Raw genomic sequence first — 18483 nt, 5'->3', positions numbered from 1 at the left:
TGGCCCCTTTGTGGTGGAAATGACGTTTGCCCAGATAAAACCTGCAAAATAAACCTGTCCCTTTTTGGCAGGTTTTAGGCCAGATGGTCTTGGATGAGATCGCAGATGGCTCGGGCGTCGTTGATGTTGATGGCTCGGGTCGCGAAGCCGGCGTCGAAGGCCTGACGCGCCAGGGCCTCGTTGCAGGCAAGGGCCAGCGTGTGACCGTCGACCAGGTCGAGCGAGCTCTTGCCGCGCAGACGGTCGACACCCGAGCGCGCAACGACGATGTTGTCGAAGCCCTCGGTCTTGTAGCCCTCGATGATCACCACGTCGACATCGTTGTAGCGCGACAGCAGCTCGCGCGCGGGCATCTCGTCCTCCTCGCGCGTGTCGGCGTACTCCGCCCAGCGCGTGGCGCAGATGAGCCCCACGTGTTTGGATCCGGCCTGGTGATGGCGCCAGGTGTCCTTAGCGGGCACATCGATATCAAAGCCGTGATGCCCATGATGCCTGAGCGAACCCACGCGCAGGCCGCGGCGGGTGAGCTCGGCAATGACCTTCTCGACGAGCGTGGTCTTGCCCGAGTTTTGGTAGCCGATAAACGCGATCGCGGGGACGGCCGGAGTGGGAGCTGCGGACGCGACGGCGACGGGTGCGCTCGCGGGTGCGTCGCCCGCGGCTCCCACGGCCTCAACAGTAGCGGCCTGACGCTCGGCACGATCCCACACGCCCGAGCGGCCGCCCTCCTTGTGCAGCAGGCGCACGTCGACGATCTCCATGCCGCGATCGACGGCCTTGCACATGTCATAGATCGTAAGGCACGCGGCACTCGCGCCGGTCAGGGCCTCCATCTCGATACCCGTCTTGCCCGTCACGCCGGCCGTGACCAGTACGTGAAAGCCAACCTGCCCATCCGTGCGCGCCGGCGCCCAGCCCTCGGGCACGTCCTCGGCCGGCGTCCCCGCCGCAGCGATGGGCGCAATGTCGCACTTGCTCTTGGTAATGAGCAGCGGATGGCACATGGGAATGATATCGCTCGTGCGCTTGATGGCCATGATGCCCGCCACGCGCGCACAGGCAAGCACATCGCCCTTTTTGGCGCGGTCCTGCAGCACCATAGCCTGCGTCTCGGGGTGCATGAGGATGGTGCCCTCGGCGATGGCAATGCGATGGGTCTCGGCCTTGTCGGATACGTCAACCATGCGCATCTCGCCTTTGGCGTCCACATGCGTCAGCTCGTCGCGACGGGCGTCGCGGGCGGGCTCGGCAACAGCGCTGGCAGTCGGCTGCGCGGACGCGTCGGCGTTGCCAGCATTCGCCGCAGCCGTGACTTTGTGGGCAGACATCGCGGCCCTGCGAGCGGCCTTGGTGGCATCGGCGTACCTGCTCTTGGCCATATGATCATCCTCCGATTTGGGACATAAATCGTTGCGTGCCCTCAATTATCGCGTGTTCCTGCGGTTTGTGGGCCACGGCATCGCGCCAAATCGAAAGTACCTGCATATCATCACCATGGCGCAGGGCGTCGCGCACCGAATACTCGGCATCACTGAACAGGCACGGACGCACGTTGCCATCGGCCGTCAGGCGCAGACGGTTGCAATTCGCGCAAAAATGGTTGGACATGGCGCTAATAAAGCCAACCGTTCCCGCCGCGCCCGGAAAGTGCCAATAGCGCGCAGGACCCGCGCCGGCAGGAGCGTCGTTGATGTCGAGCGGCTCGAGCTCGCCCAGTCCCGCCGCGGCGGCCCCGGCATTGATGCGCGTCCGCAGCTCGTCGCTCGGCACGGTGTCGCTCGCATCCCACAACTCGGGATTGAGCGCGGGCGCATGCGGGTCCACAGTGCAATGCGAGCTCGTGTGCTCATCGCCGATGGGCATGTATTCGATAAAGCGCAGGTGGATGGGGCGGTCGAGCGTGAGCCGCGCGAGGGCCGCCACATCCTGGTTGAGCCGGCGCACAACAACGCAGTTGATCTTAACGGGCTCAAAGCCCCAAGCCAGCGCCGCGTCGATACCCGCCACGGTCTGCTCGAGTCGACCCAGACGCGTGATCTTTCCAAAGAGCGTAGGGTCGAGCGTGTCGAGCGAGATGTTGACGCGGTTAAGCCCGGCATCTTTGAGCTGCGGCGCCAGCTTGGGCAGCAGGGCGCCATTGGTGGTAAGCGAGATGTCCTCGATCTGCGGAATCGCGCGGATGTCGCGAATGAGCGGAATGATACGGCGGCTGACCAGCGGCTCGCCGCCCGTCAGGCGCACGCGGCGAATGCCCTCCCCCGCTACCAAGCGCACAAAGCGGGCGATTTCCTCGGCGCTGAGCAGCTCGTCGTGCGCGCGGGGTGCCACGCCATCGGCCGGCATGCAGTAAATGCAGCGGAAATTGCACTTGTCGGTAACGGCAATGCGCAGGTAGTTGATATCGCGGCCAAAGCCGTCATGTTGCACGTGCCCGTCCACGCAGCCTCCCCTCACGCGGCGTTTTATTCTTCGGAAAACATAATACCCCACGGGAGAATCATGCCGACACCCGTACGACAGGACAGGTCGCTTTGAGCAAAACGGACTTTCCAAGCCCATCCTCAACACGCAAACCATCACAACATTCGATGTTTTTCCCGTTTTTGGCAAAAAACGTCGAATGTTGTGATGGTTTGCCTGCCCACGGCACCCCGTAGAAGGACCAAAGCGCCCCTAAAGACCGCTGTCCCAGTGCCGAATCACGAATTCTCGCAGGTCGTTCTGCCGCTTTTGGAACGCTTCGCTTCGGTCGCACTTAAGGCCTATCGCGAGTGCGATGGCGTTCATCGCCCGGTGCAATTGCAGCTGATGGGCAAACTGAGTCCCGGTGAGGACGATCATCCTAAAGCCCAGCGCGCTCAGCACGGTCATACGCTCCGCATCCGACGCGCTGCGCTGTTTATCAAGATGGTCCGAGCCGTTGTATTCAATTCCCGTACCGCTCGCAGGCGCATATACGTCGATCTCGAAATACCCGGCCTTTGCGAGATACTTGAACTCGTTGGGAACATCGACCCGATGGTTGAGCTCAACCTTGACGTATCCTAGCCCGCCCTGAGAACGTTTTGCTACGACCATGATTGCGGTGGCCGTCTCCATGGGCGACCGCGCGCCATCGTACACGCGCCTGAGCACGGCGGCCGCGCGTATAGCCCCCTGACGAGATCGGTTCTCATTGCAATAGGCAATCATGTCGGCAACGGTATATCTCTGCCTCATCTCGACATAATCGTCTGTCGACAGATGATTCAAATGGTATCGGGCACAGATTTCGTAGCCATATTCCAGCTGCTCGGGTTCGCTCATCCACGAACCCGCCTGGACAAAGCACATGGCCTCATCAACCACCAGAAGGCCCTCTGCCACCTCGATAAGATGGCCTGGAGGTACCGGCGCTCCAAACACATGGCACCTAAATCCAGCCGGCGTCGAGCGCTCAAAATCGAAGTTGACGAGCGTGTCGATATGATCGAGCTCTTCTCGTGGAATACCAAGCGAGACCAGATAGTCGGTAACGATCCCAACTGCCGTTGAAGCCCTCAGCCCCTTGGCATCGAGCCCCAATTTGGGCAGGCTCGCGGTCGACTCCGCCTCGCTAGCAAGCGAGTCCTCATCGTATAGGCTGCTTGCTCGCGAGAGCGGCTCGAACGGGCGCGCCACGTTGTGGTACAGCCAGGCAGTCTTATGGGACAGGACGATCGGCAGGTCCATGAGCCCTCCAATGGAGTCGGATAACCGACCTTATTCCCCCGCACACGGGTCCGCACACCTTCGTACGCAAGAAAGCGATTCCGCCCGATCGAGTGGTAGAAAAACCATCACAACATTCGATGCTTTTCTCGATTTTGGCAAAAAACGGCGAATGTTGTGATGGTTTGAGGGGAGGTGAGGAGCACGGAGGGGTCAAAGCATCGTGCTCGAACGGGTTAATCCAACTCTTTTAAGCCATGCGCCAGCTGCCAGTACTCGCCGTGCTGGGCGAGCAACTCTTCGTGCGTGCCGCGCTCGATGATGCGGCCGTGTTCGAGGACCATAATCGCGTCGGCATCGCGCACGGTGGACAGGCGGTGCGCGATCATAAACGTGGTGCGTCCGCGCATGATGCGGTCCATACCGCGCTCGATGAGCTTTTCGGTGCGCGTGTCGATGGAGCTCGTAGCCTCGTCCAAGATGAGCACCGGCGGGTCGGCGACGGCCACGCGCGCGATGGCGAGCAGCTGGCGCTGGCCCTGCGACAGGTTGGCGCCGTCGGCCGTGACCGGTGTGTCGTAGCCTCTAGGCAGGCGGCGGATAAACGAATCCGCGCAGGCGGCCTCGGCGGCGGCGCGCACCTCCTCGTCGGTCGCGTCGAGCTTGCCAAAGCGGATGTTCTGCGCGATGGTGCCGCTAAACAGGTGCGTGTCTTGCAGCACAATGCCGAGCGACCCGCGCAGGCTGGACTTGGCAATGTGCTTGACGTCGATGCCGTCGTACGTGATCTCGCCGTCATCGACCTCGTAGAAGCGGTTGATGAGGTTGATGATGGTCGTCTTACCGGCGCCTGTGGAGCCCACAAAGGCGATCTTTTGCCCCGGCTTGGCAAACAGGTTGAGGTCCGTGAGCACGCGGGTGCCCGGCACGTAGGAAAAGTCCACGGCATGGAAGCGCACGTCGCCGGCAAGCGGGACCAAGCCGCACGTGAGCTCGGTACCGTCGGCAGCCACCGCGCGGCCCGACTCATCAACGGCAGCCACATCATGCAGGTGCCCGTACGCGCCCACGCCCTGGCCCTCGGGAATCTTCCACGCCCACGCGGCATCGCCCGTCTGCACCAGTTCCACGCGGCCCTCGTCCACCTCGGGCTCAAGGTCCATCGCGGCAAACAAGCGCTCGGCGCCGGCCAACGCATTGAGCAAGAAGTTGCCCAGCTGCGTAAACTGGTTGATGGGCATGGCCGCCTGGCGTACAAAGACCAGGTAACTTGCAAGCGCGCCCACGTCGGCGAGCCCCTTGATGCAGAGCATGCCGCCCGCCACGGCGACGATAGCATAGTTGACGTAGCCAATCACGACGGTCATGGGCACCATGGAGTTGGCATAGCTCACGGCGGCAGCGCCGGTGCGGCGAAGCTCGTCGTTGCGGCAGGTGAAGCCGGTGACATTCGCTGCCTCGTGATTAAAGACCTTGATGACCTTTTGACCCGAGACCATCTCTTCGATATATCCGTCCAGGTCGCCAAGCGATGCCTGCTGGGCGGCAAAGAAACGCTTAGAGCGCGTGCCCGAGTAGCGCGCATACAGCACAATGGCCACATCGCACACGAGCGTGATAATCGTGAGCTGCCAGTTGAGGATGATGAGCATAGCCGTGGTACCGACCATCTGGATGCTCGCCTGGATCACGTTGGCAAAGCTGTTGTTGAGCGCCTCGGAGACGGTGTCGACATCGTTGGTAAAGAAACTCATGATGCCGCCCGAGCGTGTGCTGTCAAAGTAGCTCAGCGGCAGCATCTGGATGTGCGCAAACAGGTCGCGGCGGATATCGGAGACCACGCGCTGAGCCGCGCGCACCATAATCTGTGAGTAGCCCAGAGCCGAGAGCACGCCCGCGGCGTAGATGGCAGCAGTAAAGATAACCTGCCTGGCGAGCAGTTCCTCGCCGCCCGTTGCCAAACCGTTGACGATGGGGCGCACCATGTAGGTACCGGCAAGGCTCGCGATGGCCGCAACAGAGGCAAGCACACCCACTGCGAGCAGCGAGAACTTGGCGTGACCCATGTAGGAGAGCAGGCGGCGAAGCGTCTGCGTCAGATTGATGGGACGGGCCTGAGCGGATGTCTTAGGCATGGCGCTCGCCCCCTTCCGTGGCTTGAATTGATTCGTTGGGGCCGGCGGAAGACGGATCATTTACGCCATTCGCGACGCCAGTATCCCCCGCAAACTCCATCTGCGAGGCGTAAATCTCCTGGTAGATGCTATCGCCCTCCAGCAGCTCCTCATGCGTGCCCACGCCGTGGACACGGCCGTCGTCCAACACAATAATGCGGGCGGCATCCATGACGCTCGCAATGCGCTGCGCAATGACAATCACCGTCGTGTTGGGAATCTGAGCGATATGCTCGCGGATCTTGGCGTCGGTCGCCATATCGACCGCGCTGGTGGAGTCATCAAAAATGAGCACGCGCGGATGCTTGAGCAGCGTGCGCGCGATGCACAGGCGTTGCTTCTGGCCACCCGAGACACCGGCGCCGCCTTGGCCCAGCTCTCCGTCCAGCCCGCCGATGCGATCAAGGAACTCGTCCACGCACGCCGCGCGGCAAGCCGCGAGGAGCTCATCGTCCGACGCCTGCGGATTGCCCCACTGCAGGTTCTCGCGCACGGTGCCCGTGAACAGCACATTCTTTTGCAGCACAATGCCCACGGCGTCGCGTAGGGCCGCAAGGTCGTAGTCGCGCACGTCGTGTCCGCCCACAAGCACGGTGCCCTCAGTGGCGTCGTACAGGCGCGCAATCAGCTGTACAAGCGAGCTCTTGCCCGAGCCCGTGCCGCCGAGGATGCCCACCGTTGAGCCGCTCTCGATGCGAAGGTCGATATGCTCGAGCACATCCTCGGCAGCATCCGCGCGGTACTTAAACGACACGTCGCGAAACTCGATGCTTCCGTCGGCCACCCCGTGCACGGCAGTGGCAACGTCGGGCGCCTGGATAAGCGAACGCTCGTCGAGCACCCGCGAGATGCGCTCCACGCTGGCAAGTGCGCGCGTGATCAGCAAAAACACGTTGGAAATCATCATGAGCGAGTTCATGATGAGCAGCACATAGCTCATAAAGCCCGTGAGCGAGCCCACGCCGAGCTCGCCGGCAAGAATCATGCGCCCGCCGATCCACAGAATGGAAAGCGCCGCCACGTACATCGACAGCTGAAACACCGGCAGGTTGAGCACGGCGTTGCCAAAGGTCTTCGTCGCCGTATGCGCAAGCTCGGTATTGACGGCATCGAACTTGGCCTCCTCGTGCTCGGCACGCACGTACGCCTTGACGGCGCGCACGGCGGTGAGGTCCTCCTGCACCACACCGTTGAGATGGTCCATCGAGGTCTGCAGCTGGCGGTAGAGCGGGCTGACGCGATAGGTGATAACGCCCAGTACAATCGCCAGCACTGGCAGAATAATCGCGAATACCGTAGCGAGCGGGCGCGACAGCACCAGCGCATAGACCAAGCCGACGATGAGCGTCACGGGGCCGCGCACCATGGGGCGAAAGCCGTTGCCGATGGCGTTTTGAATCACGGTGATGTCGGTGGTCATGCGAGTGACGAGCGAGCTGGCGTCGTAGTTGTCCAGATTGCCAAAGGCGAGCGTCTGGATCTTGCGATACTCGGCCTCGCGCAGGTTAGCGCCCAGCCCCGAGGCGACGCGAGCAGACGTGCGCGCATAGCCCAAGCCAAGTACCAGCGAACATGCGGCGCATACCAACATATTCGTGCCCTGCAACAGCATGTAGTTGATGTCGCCCGCGGGAACGCCCACGTCGATGATATTTGCCATGATGACCGGGATAAACAGCTCGAGCGCCGTCTCGGCCGTCACAAAGAGCACGCCGAGCATGGCATCGCGGCGGTATGCCCCCAGATAGGAAAACAGAATCTTGAGATTGCGCACGCAGGTTCATCCCCCATCAAACGTTGTTCGCAAACCCACGTATTATGGCGCGCCGTGCGGCGGTGTCAAGTGTTCCGAAATCGATTTCTGCAAGGCTAGTGCAGGCACCAAGCTCGCAGGACGCGCCCCTGTGTTCAATTAGAAATGAACGCGAGCGTGACTTTTTCGCCCCACTGCCAACATAAACCTTGACTCTATAATCGTTGTAGGGTTTTCACTACACTGGTACGTAAACAGACCAAGCCAGAAAGCCCCGCCCATGGAACACGACCTCACACGCGGCAATGTCCTTAAGACCATCGCGGTCTTTGCCCTGCCTTATATGCTCTCGTACTTTTTGCAGATGCTCTACGGCATGGCCGACCTGTACATGATGGGGCAGTTTAGCGGCGCCGCCGGCATCACCGCCGTGGGCAACGGCGCGCAGACGCTCTATATCATTACCGTGACGCTCGTGGGCCTGGCCATGGGAACGACGGTTATCGTCGGCCACGCCGTGGGTTCGCGTCGGTTTGACCGCGCCGAGACCGCCATCGGCAACACCATCACGCTCTTTATGGGTGTCTCGGTGGTGCTGGCCGCTGTCCTGCTCGCACTGTGTCCGCAGATTGTGGCACTCATTGGCACGCCGGCCGAGGCGGTCGAAGGCACCGCCGCCTACCTGCGTATCTGCTTTATGGGCATTCCCTTTATCGCCGCGTACAACATCCTCTCGGCCATCTTTCGCGGCCTAGGCGATTCGCGCTCGCCCATGTACGTGATTGGCGTGGCATGCATCATCAACATCGCGCTCGACTTTCTGTTTATCGGCCACATGGGGCTCGGCCCCGTAGGCGCGGCACTCGGCACAGTCATCGCGCAGACGGCGAGCGTGGCTCTCGCGCTCGTGTGGCTCAAGAGCCGCCGTACGCACATTCACCTCAAGCGCAGCGACCTACGCCCCCAGCCCGAGGTGCTCGGCAGCATCCTTAAGATCGGCGTGCCCGTAGCCGTGCAGGACGGCTGCATCCAGGTGGCGTTTATGTTCATCACCGTCATCGCCAACCACCGCGGCCTGGTTGATGCCGCCGCCGTAGGCTTGGTCGAAAAGATGATCAGCTTTTTGTTTATCGTGCCGAGTTCCATGGGCGCTACCGTCAGCGCGCTCACGGCGCAAAACGCCGGCGCAGGCAAGGGCGACCGCGCGCGCCAGGTGCTCAAGGATGCCATGACCGTCTCGGTGGTGTACGGCTGCCTGATCACGGTGCTGATGTGGCTGGTGGCGCCGGCGTTTATCGGCTTTTTTGCCAAGGACCCCGCGGTGGTCGCCGCCGGCACCGGCTATATGCGCAGCTATATTTTCGACGCGATTTTTGCCGGCATCCACATTTGCTTTAGCGGCTTTTTCGCTGCATACGGCAAGAGCTACATCGGCTTTGCGCACAACGTGCTGGCCGTGGCGCTCATTCGCGTACCCGGCGCATGGCTGCTGTCGAACGCCTATTCCGACACGCTGTTCCCCATGGGTATCGCCTCGCCGTGCGGGTCGATTCTGTCGGCGGCCATCTGCGTGATTGCATTTACCGTGCTCAACCGCCGCGGAACTTTTGACAAGCTGATGGCGTAGCGGGGCAACGCAGGCCTAGCGCCTCTCCCCTGTTTTACCGAAAGGAGCGGTCCTGTGACCGACATGCCAAGCGAACACACCGAGGGCCTGCTCCGCATTGGCGAGGTGGCGCGCTTGCTCAATTTGAGCGTGGGCACACTGCGCCATTACGAACAGATGGGGCTATTGGAACCGGCATATGTCGATCCGACGAGTGGGTACCGCTACTACGGATCGCGGCAGCTCTCCACCCTCAACACCATCGGCAACCTGCGCGTTCTTGACCTGCCGCTGGCCCAGATTCGCGAGTTTGTCACTACGCGCGATATGGATTTGATGCAACGGCAACTGACCAAGCAACAGGAGTTAATTGAGCACAGGCGGCGTGAGTTGGAGCGCATGTCGCGCAAGATTGACCAGCGGCTTGCCTTGCTTCATGGCGCTTTGAATGCTGATCTCGACACCATTAGCGAAATCGAGGAACCCGAACTTCGCTGCGCCACGCTGCACGAGCGCGTCAATCCCACCGACGCCTATTCGCTGGGATGGCATATCCGCCAGCTTCAGCAGGGGCAGCACGAAACCTTTGCCTATCTGGGCAATCTGGGTGTGGGCATCGCGCCCGAACGCCTCGCCGCCGGCGACTTTGATGGCTACGACGAGGTCTTCCTGCTGCTCGATGACACCGATGATTACTTGGGCGACGTCGAGGTGCGGCCCGCCGCGCGCTGCCTAACCATAAGCTTCCGCGGCACGCACGGACAAGCAGCCCCGCGCTACGAGCGGCTGCTCAGCTATATGCGCGAACACAACCTGACGCCCGCCGGCCCCTCGCGCGAGATCGCCTTGATCGACGACATCATCAGCGACGACCCGGCAACCTACGTAACGCAGATCACGGTGCCGGTTGCCCCAGCAAAGTAAGAACCGCCCGGAAGGCATCGTGCTTCCGGGCGGTTCTTCAATTTGGCTATCGATGCCTTACGCCTCAGGCACCTCGCCGGTAGCCAAGATCTGCTCGAGTGCGTCCTCGTCCAGCACGGGTACGCCCAGCTGCTCGGCTTTGGTGAGCTTGGAGCCCGCTTTGGGACCGGCGACCAGGTAGCTCGTCTTCTTAGAAACACTGCCCGAAACCTTGGCGCCGAGCACCTTGAGCGCCGCACCCGCCTCGTCGCGCGTGCGATTGACGAGCGTGCCGGTGAGCACAAAGGTCAGACCCGCAAGCGGCTGTGCGTCGGCAAGCTCGCCCGCCACCCCAGCGTCGGCTGCGGCTTGCGCGTGCGCGGCGCCCAAGTCGACCTCAAGCGACAGACCAGCCTGGCGCAAGCGCTCCAGCACGGCGAGGTTTTCGGGCACGGCCAGGAACTGTTTGACGCTCGCCGCAATCTTGGGACCGATGCCCTCGCACTCGGCAATATCCTCTTCGCTCGCCAAGATGAGCTTGTCAATCGACAGGAATCGCTCGGCGATGACCTCGCCCACGCTCTTGCCCACATGACGGATGCCCAGGGCAAACAGCACACGCCCGAGTGGCTGGCTCTTGGACTTGTTGAGCTCGGCGATGATTTTCTCGGCCGTCTTGAGGCCTACCGGAATAGGATCGCCCTTCTTAACGCCCTTATTGCTATTGGTGCTCGCGTACACGCGCCCCGTATCCAGGCCTGCGATGTCATCGACCGTGAGCTGGTAGAAGTCTGCGACATCGTGGATCAGGCCGGCAGCGATCATCTTGTCGACGATCTCGTCGCCCAGGCCATCAACGTCCATGCAGCCGCGGCTCACCCAGTGGAGCAAGCGCTCCTTGAGCTGCGCCGGGCAGTCAATGGACACGCAGCGGTAGGCGACCTCGCCATCCTCGTGGACCACGGGGCTGCCGCACACGGGGCAGACCTCGGGCATCTGCCAGTCAACGCTGTCGGCCGGGCGCTTGTCGAGCACCGGGCCCACGACCTCGGGGATTACGTCGCCCGCCTTGTGCACGATGATAGTGTCGCCCTCGCGCACGTTTTTGCGGCGGATCTCGTCGATGTTGTGCAGCGTGGCGCGCGCGATGGTGGAGCCGGCAACCGTCACCGGGTCGAACTCGGCGACCGGCGTGAGCACACCGGTGCGGCCCACCTGGATGCGAATCTCGCGCAGGACGGTCTGCTTTTCCTCGGGCGGGAACTTAAAGGCAATGGCCCAGCGCGGTGCGCGGGCGGTAAAGCCCAAGTCGAGCTGCTGCTGAAAGCTGTCCACCTTTACGACCACGCCGTCGATGTCGTAGTCCAAGTCGCCGCGATGCTCGAGCGCCTGGGCGCAGAACTCGTGAACCTCAGCGGGTGTGGCGCAACGGGCAACGTTGGGGTTGACGCTAAAGCCGGCGCTACGCAGCCAGTCCAGGAACTCGCGCTGGCTGTGGACGTGCAGCGGATCGGTATCGGCAATGGCGTAGATAAAGGTAGCCAGGTCGCGGCGCGCCGTGACCTTGGGGTCCTTTTGGCGCAGGCTGCCGGCGGCGGCGTTGCGCGGGTTGGCAAAGGGGTCGCGGCCCTCGGCATCGGCCTCTTCATTCAGACGAACAAAGCTGCCCTTGGGCATGTACACCTCGCCGCGTACCTCAATGGTACGCTCGCGGTCGGCGCCCATGTGGGTGAGCGCTGCCTCGGACAGATGCATGGGCACATCCTTGATGGTGCGCACGTTGAGCGACACATCCTCGCCCGTGGTACCGTCGCCGCGCGTGGCGGCGCGTACGAAGGTGCCGTTTTGGTAGGTAAGCGCGACGCCCAAGCCGTCGATCTTAAGCTCGCAGGTATAGGTGACGCTGCCGGCACCGAGCGCATCCTCGGTGCGCTGGAGCCACGCGTCGAGCTCGTCCAAATCCATGGCATCGTCCATGGAATACATGCGTGCCATGTGCGTGACAGGCGTAAACTGCTCGCTCACGTATCCGCCCACGCGCTGGGTATAGCTGTCGGGCGTCACCAAATCGGGATAGGTCGCCTCGATTTCCTGCAGCTCAACGAGCATTTTGTCGAAGGCGGCGTCCGTGATCTCGGGCGCATCGAGCATGTAGTAGCGGTACGCGTGGTAATCGAGCTCGTGGCGCAGCTCGGCCGCGCGCGCGGCGGCCTGGGCATGGGCGTCGGCCGGTGCAGCGGCATCCGCGCCCGCGGGCGTTTCGGTATCGATGTCCACGCCGTCACCAAACAGGCTCGATTGCTCCATAGCGGCACTCCTTCGCTCGATTTCAAACGGATACAAGAGTACCACCGGTCGCGATGGAGCCAAATCGCCCTTTCCAACCGCACCGAATCGGCAGCCATCAAACTGGAGTGGATCGCGCGTTCAAACCATGCCCTTGCCGTTTCTAAATGATCCGTTTTCCTCCGTCTCCAAGGGATCATCGCGAAAAGAGGGGCTGTCCCGCGTTGGCGGAACAGCCCCTCTGGCTTCGATATGTGCGATACAGCTCGTTAGAAACCCTGGCCGTAGCCCTGGCCCTGGCCCTGCTGGCCGAGCAGCTCCTCCAGGTACTGGCGCAGCTGCTCATCGGTAATACCGCCGTTGCCAGTGTCGGTTGCACTGTCATTCTGCTGCTGGTTCTGCAGCTCCTCGTCGGAGCCCAGCTCGACCGTGACCTTCTTCTCTTCCTTGCCGCGCATGAGCGTGATCTCGACCTTCTCGCCCACCTCGTGGCTGCGCAGCGCGATGATCAGACCATCGGCGCTCGAAATCTCATCGTCGCCCAGCTTGGTAATGACATCGCCCTCCTGGATGCCAGCCTTGGCGGCGGGACCGTCCTCGACGACGCTCGCCACGTACGCGCCGCTATCGGTGCTCAGCTTGTTGGTGCGGGCGTTAAGCGCATTGACGCTCGAAAGCGTGGCGCCCATGTACGGATGCACCGGCGTCTTGCCGTCGATGATCTGGTCGGCAATGTTCTTGGCGTAGTTAACGGGAATAGCAAAGCCCACGCCCGAGCTGGAGCCCGAGTAGCTCTCGATGAGCGAGTTGATGCCCACCAGCTCACCATTGTCGTTAACGAGCGCGCCACCGGAGTTGCCCGGGTTGATGGCGGCATCGGTCTGAATCATGTTGGCATAGATGGTGTTACCGCTGGTAGAGCTCATGGCCGTGGAGCGATACAGCGCCGACACAATGCCCGTGGAGACAGACTGCTCATTGCCAAACGGCGAACCGATCGCCATGACCCACTCGCCCACGTTGAGCTTGGAGGAGTCGCCGATCTCGATCGGGGTGAGCTTGGAAGCATCGGCGTCCTTGAGCTTGATGACGGCCAGGTCGCTCGAGGCATCGTTGCCCACGAACTCGGCCTCGTACGTAGTGCCGTCATCCATGGTCACCACGTACTGGTCATAGCCATCGACCACGTGGTTGTTGGTGAGGATATGGCCCTCGGTATCGAGCACCACGCCCGAACCGACGCTGCCCGAGTTGTCCGACTCGTCGGCAGACTGCGAAAGCGAGCCATTCTGGCTGCCGCTCGAAGTGGCGGTAATGGAAACCACGGAGGGCAGGGCCTTGGCAGAAACGGCCTCGGCCAGCGTGGTGTCCTCGGAGTCGATCGTGATCTTTTGCGTCGACGAACCCGAAGCGCCCGCCGTCACGGCATTCTTGCCGCCACCGATATCGAGCGTGCCACTCATAATGAGCGCGATGACCAGCAGGGCACCACATGCGCAGCCGGCAAGCGCTGTGATAAAGATCGGTAGCTTTTTGGTCTTGGTCTTGACCACCGTGTGCTTGTTCACGACCTGTTGGCCGCCCAGCGGCTTGCCGGTCTGCGTATCGTAGGCCTGCACGTAGGGAATGTTGCTGTCGGCAGGCGTCGACTCCACCTGCACGCGCGGCTGCTGCTGAGTCTCGCCGGCGTTGCCCGCATCCTGGGGACGCTGGGAATCGTTCTCGCTCATGGCTGCGATCCTTTCGTCAAATAACCAAAGGCCCGCCAAACATGTGGCGGGCCATCATTGTTCACGTTGAGTTGTACCCCAATATGCGGGCGTACGTGTACGAGAACGCAATCTTTTAGGAAGGCTTAAGTTCTGCTGCAAACTCGAAAGGAGCCCGCACCTGCGTCAAAACCACCACAAAGGTGTCTGTCCCCTTTGTGGTGGAAATCTAGTCCTTAAACAGATAGCCCACGCCGCGGACGGTGGTGATGTGCGCCGCGATCTGCGGGCCCACCTTGGAGCGGATGCGTCGGATGTGCACGTCGACGGTGCGCGTGCCGCCGCAGTACTCAAAGCCCCATACGCGGTGCAGCAGCACCTCGCGGCTGTAGGCACGGTTGGGATGCGTCGCCAAAAAGCTCAGCAGCGAGTACTCCATCAGCGTCAGGTCGATGGGCTCGTTATCGAGCGTCACCTGGTAGGTAGCCAGGTTGATCTCGAGGTTATCGATGTTGAGCACATCGTCGGCGGTGACGGTCTCCTCCTCGCCCATCAGGCGCTGCGCGCGAGCCTTGAGCTCGTTGGGCGTCGCCGTGGGGCATACAAAGTCGGCATGCGCGTGATTCGGCAGGCGCAGGGTGCCGAGCGCCTCGTCGTCGACGATCACCAGCATGGGAACGCCGCCGCGGTCGTCAAGCCACTTGGCAATCTGATCGATGCGGTCGCTGCGGATGCCATCGGAATCGAGAATCAGCAGGTCAAAGTCGTGCGCCGCAGTTGGCGAATCAGGGGTTGCCAGGCTCACCTCGACACCCAGGGTAGTCGTCAAGCTGCGGGCAAACTCGTGGAAGCGCGTCGTGCGCGCCATGAACAGGGCACTCTTTTCGGACATATCGGCCTCCAAAGAAATGAGCTCAATCGTACTGGAACAAGCCAGCGCGATTAGGAGTTCGCCAGGTAGTGCTTGATCTCCCACTCGGTGATCGTAGACTCAAACTTATGCCACTCGTCGCGCTTCTTTTTGAGGAAGAAGCTGTGGATGTGCTCGCCGAGAGCATCCTTCATAAACTGCGAGTCCTCAAAGACGTCGAGCGCCTCTTTGAGCGAGCGCGGCAGCGGCGTGTAGCCGGCCTCGACCATCTGACGGTCGGTGAGCTTGAGCGTCTCGGCCGTGGCCTCGGGCGGGAGCTCCAGCTTGCGCTCGATGCCGTCCAGACCAGCCGCCAGCGTGACGGCGTTGACCAGGTACGGGTTGGCCATGGGGTCGGGGCTACGAAGCTCGATGCGCGTGGACAGCTGCTTGCCGGGCTTGTAGACCGGGATGCGGACCATGCTCGCGCGGTTGCGCAGGCCCCACGTGGCGTACTGCGGCACGGAGTCGCCACCCGTGGTGATGCGCTTGTACGAGTTGACCGTGGGGTTGGTGATGGCGCTGATCTCGCGGGCATGCGCCAGAATGCCGGCCATATAGTGCTTGGCGATTTCGGAGAGATGGTACTTCTCGTCGTCCTCGCCCCAAAACACGTTGTTGCCGTCGTGGTCGAATAGCGACTGGCACAGGAACATAGCGCTGCCATCCTCGCCCGCCAACGGCTTGGGCATAAAGGAGGCGTGGCAACCGCTCTCGTAGGCCTGCTGCTTAATGATGAGCTTGGCCGTGGTGATGGCATCGGACATGCTCAGGGCCTCGGCGTGGCGCAGGCTCATGCCGTGCTGCGAGCGACCGGCGGCGTGGAAGGTGTACTCCACGGGCACGGACATCTTCTCGAGCGTGAGGACCGTGTTGCGGCGCAGGTCGCGGGCTGCGTCACTCACCGAAAGATCGAAGTAGCCCACGTTGTCGAGCGGCTCGGGCGTGTGCTCGTCGGGGAAGTAGTAATACTCCAGCTCGGCACCCACGTTGAGCAGATAGCCAGCCTTCTCGGCCTTGCGGAACATGCGGCGCAGGGCATCGCGCGGGTCGCCGGCAAACGGCTTGCGATCGGGAGTGCACACATCGCAGAACACGCGGGCTACGCCGTTGTGGCTCGGGCGCCACGGCAGGATCTGGAAGGTCGAAGCATCGGGGAACGCCAGCATGTCGGCTTCCTCGGGCGTGGCAAAGCCCTCGATAGCGGAGCCGTCAAAGCCAATACCCTCCTCAAAAGCGACCTCGAGGTCCTCGGGGCTAATGGCAAAGTTCTTGAGGCGGCCGAGAATGTCGACAAACCACAGACGCACAAAGCGGATGTCACGCTGCTCTACGGAGCGGAGTACGTAATCGATGTTCTGCTGGTTCATGTCGCTCCCCTTTCTTTCGGGCGGGTTTCGACTGGTCTATATCGCAGATACTATCGCAGAAAAATGTTTCCGCAGGGTTAAAGCGTATCAAGCGCTCAAAAAACGTGCGCGAACAAGCCGTCACGAACGAATGGTTAGCGCGAGGTCGAGGCGCGGTGTTCGATGTGGCCGGGGACCTCGATGCGCTTGGGGGCGAGCTTTGCGGCGTCGCCCACCGTAGTGGTAACGACGTCGATGCGCTCGGACAGGCGCTCGACCACGCGCTCGGCAATGGTGAGGGTGTCCTGCGCGGCCGTGGTCACACCGCCAAAGAGCACGTGGTTCCAAGGGTAATCGTCAAACGTCGCGATCTTGAGGCCCGCCGGCAGCGAGGGACCCAGCTGTGCCAGCGCCTCGGTCAGACGCAGGAAGACCAGACCGTTGACGGCAATGAGGCCGAGCTTTTTACCCGCATAGCCGCGGATGGTCTCGTCCAGGCGACTGACACCCTCGACACCACCGTCCGCCAAGGTGACGACCTCGCCGGCCAGGCCGCGGCGCGAGAGCTCATCGGCAAACGCCTCGGCGCGTTCGCGACGCACGGGGCTGTCGTCGCTTGCCTCGGTGAGCAGGCACAGGCGCTCGCTGCCCGCAGAGGCCAAGGCGTCTACCAGGCCGGCGACCAGCTCACGGTTGTTGGAGGTCACCAGATCGACACCGCCGTCGGCAACATCGCGGTCGAGCAGCACGACGGGCAGGCGTCCCGCAGCCGCGGCGATCGCCTTGTCGTTGCCTCCGCAGGTATTGACGACCAGACCGTCCACGCCGGCATCGATAAGTCTGGTGAGCGACTCTGCTTCCTTGGCGGAATCATTGCCGCTAATGGCAGTCATAAGCGAGCAGCCGCGCGCGGCGGCACTAGCGGAAAGCCCTTCGAGCATGGCGCTGGAGAACGGGTTAGCAATGTCGGCCAAGATCACGCCGATGAGGTTGGTGCGCGAGCTGCGCAGATTGCGCGCGGCGGCACGTGGACGATAGCCGGTGCGCTCGATAACCGCCGCGATGCGAGCGCGGGTTTCCTCGGTCATCTGCCCGGGACGGTTGTTGAGATAGCGCGAGACCGTGGCCGGGCTCACGCCCGCCTCGGCGGCAATGTCCTTGATTCTCATCTGCGCCATAGCGCACCCCGTTTCCCAATTGTCGGCAGTCTGGGCCATTTTAGGCATTTATGCGAACTGCCTACGCCACCAGACCCGCAGAGCGATCTTAATTTCACCGCAGCTAATAAAGGGCGCGAGTTAGATAGCCGAGTCTTTGGGCAGCTCGAAATAGTCGGGATGCAAGGCGATAACCGGGCCCTGCTCCTCGGGCATCAGATGCAAGTGCGTCTCTGCCAAATAGCTCGCCGTGTCGGTGTCGCCCTTCTTAATGGCCTCGAGAATCCGGCGATGCTGCCGACGAATCGGTTCCCAATCCAGATCCTGCGACACCATACGCAACCAGTTGTATCGCTCAAAATGCGTGTTGACGCTCTTCATCCAATCCCACAACATATGGCGGCCGGCAATCTCAAAACACGTCTCATGAAACAGGTTATCCAAGTCGAAAAAGCGACGCGTTTCGCGATGGTCGAGCGATTCGGACTCGGCAAGAATCTGCTCAAGCCGCTGCTTTTGCTCGGGCGTGGCGGCCGAACAGCATTTAATAAGCACGCTTCTCTCGAGTTTCTCGCGCAAGAAGCAGGCGTTCTCGGCGTGCTCCATGCTGATTTTTGAGACATAGGTGCCGCTTTTGGGACGCGTTTCCACCAGCTCCTGCTCGCGCAGGCGCACAAAAGACTCGCGAATGGGCGTGCGCCCGATTCCTGTCTCCTTTTCCAGACCAATCGCCGAAAGGCGCGTGCCGGGTTTGAGCTCAGCATAGATAATCTTGGAGCGCAATGCGTTATATGCCTGATCTTGCAGGCTCTGATAATGCTGGTGTTGTTCCATAAAGCCCTCGTATGAAGCTCACGGTTTGTCGAATTCCACCACGTAATACTATCGCATCGACACGCCCCAGCTCCCAATCAGTCTTTTTGGGACGGGGCTCTTTTAGCTACCC

At 61.8% G+C, this 18483-nt stretch carries 13 protein-coding genes; 2 read left to right on the top strand and 11 right to left on the bottom strand.

Features of this window, described 5'->3' with window-relative positions; translation table 11 throughout:
• Positions 1–74 precede the first annotated feature (74 nt).
• The 5 genes from mobB to DWZ15_RS05555 all read right to left on the bottom strand — a co-directional run bounded on the left by mobB (position 75) and on the right by DWZ15_RS05555 (position 7638).
• The gene (gene mobB / locus DWZ15_RS10850) at positions 75–1379 is read right to left on the bottom strand and encodes a molybdopterin-guanine dinucleotide biosynthesis protein B (RefSeq protein WP_118449865.1); all 1305 of its coding nucleotides are present in this window, start codon (positions 1377–1379) and stop codon (positions 75–77) included.
• Positions 1380–1383: 4 nt separating this feature from the next.
• Positions 1384–2439 carry a GTP 3',8-cyclase MoaA gene (moaA, locus tag DWZ15_RS05570; RefSeq protein ID WP_233544644.1) on the bottom strand — a complete coding sequence of 352 codons (1056 nt, stop codon included), beginning with the start codon at positions 2437–2439 and terminating at the stop codon, positions 1384–1386.
• A gap of 234 nt (positions 2440–2673) precedes the next feature.
• Positions 2674–3711 (bottom strand): hypothetical protein, encoded by a 1038-nt coding sequence (locus DWZ15_RS05565; protein ID WP_118449863.1) that lies wholly within the window; start codon positions 3709–3711, stop codon positions 2674–2676.
• 215 nt (positions 3712–3926) lie between these two features.
• Positions 3927–5825 carry an ABC transporter ATP-binding protein gene (locus DWZ15_RS05560; protein WP_118449861.1) on the bottom strand — a complete coding sequence of 633 codons (1899 nt, stop codon included), beginning with the start codon at positions 5823–5825 and terminating at the stop codon, positions 3927–3929.
• On the bottom strand, positions 5818–7638 hold the full coding sequence (locus DWZ15_RS05555) for an ABC transporter ATP-binding protein (protein ID WP_118449859.1): 1821 nt from the start codon (positions 7636–7638) through the stop codon (positions 5818–5820). Before DWZ15_RS05555 ends, DWZ15_RS05560 begins: the two co-directional genes overlap by 8 nt.
• Positions 7639–7897: 259 nt before the next feature.
• On the opposite strand from DWZ15_RS05555, the gene DWZ15_RS05550 reads away from it, so the two are divergent.
• Together DWZ15_RS05550 and DWZ15_RS05545 are read left to right on the top strand one after the other, a co-directional pair.
• Positions 7898–9244 carry an MATE family efflux transporter gene (locus DWZ15_RS05550; RefSeq protein WP_117862461.1) on the top strand — a complete coding sequence of 449 codons (1347 nt, stop codon included), beginning with the start codon at positions 7898–7900 and terminating at the stop codon, positions 9242–9244.
• A 63-nt stretch (positions 9245–9307) separates the two neighbouring features.
• A complete protein-coding gene (locus tag DWZ15_RS05545) occupies positions 9308–10147 on the top strand; it encodes a MerR family transcriptional regulator (RefSeq protein ID WP_233543612.1) in 840 nt (279 codons plus the stop codon).
• A 57-nt stretch (positions 10148–10204) separates the two neighbouring features.
• On the opposite strand, the gene ligA is transcribed toward DWZ15_RS05545, so the two are convergent.
• The 6 genes from ligA to DWZ15_RS05515 form a co-directional block, all read right to left on the bottom strand.
• Positions 10205–12433, bottom strand: a complete 2229-nt coding sequence (ligA, locus tag DWZ15_RS05540) for an NAD-dependent DNA ligase LigA (protein WP_118449857.1) — start codon at positions 12431–12433, stop codon at positions 10205–10207.
• Between the two features lie 248 nt (positions 12434–12681).
• Positions 12682–14142, bottom strand: a complete 1461-nt coding sequence (locus DWZ15_RS05535; RefSeq protein WP_118449855.1) for a S1C family serine protease — start codon at positions 14140–14142, stop codon at positions 12682–12684.
• A gap of 208 nt (positions 14143–14350) precedes the next feature.
• Positions 14351–15013 (bottom strand): response regulator transcription factor, encoded by a 663-nt coding sequence (locus DWZ15_RS05530; protein WP_006234733.1) that lies wholly within the window; start codon positions 15011–15013, stop codon positions 14351–14353.
• 50 nt (positions 15014–15063) lie between these two features.
• Complete coding sequence (locus tag DWZ15_RS05525; protein ID WP_118449853.1) at positions 15064–16401, bottom strand: glutamine synthetase family protein; 1338 nt, start codon at positions 16399–16401, stop codon at positions 15064–15066.
• Positions 16402–16535: 134 nt separating this feature from the next.
• Positions 16536–17558, bottom strand: a complete 1023-nt coding sequence (locus DWZ15_RS05520) for a LacI family DNA-binding transcriptional regulator (protein WP_158572501.1) — start codon at positions 17556–17558, stop codon at positions 16536–16538.
• Positions 17559–17678: 120 nt separating this feature from the next.
• Positions 17679–18371 carry a GntR family transcriptional regulator gene (locus DWZ15_RS05515; RefSeq protein WP_117736193.1) on the bottom strand — a complete coding sequence of 231 codons (693 nt, stop codon included), beginning with the start codon at positions 18369–18371 and terminating at the stop codon, positions 17679–17681.
• Between the last annotated feature and the right edge of the window lie 112 nt (positions 18372–18483).

Source organism: Collinsella sp. AF29-7AC, assembly GCF_003475665.1.
Lineage (GTDB): Bacteria > Actinomycetota > Coriobacteriia > Coriobacteriales > Coriobacteriaceae > Collinsella.
The sequence above is the reverse complement of the archived record's forward strand: the minus strand, read 5'-3'. Positions and strand labels throughout refer to the sequence as shown.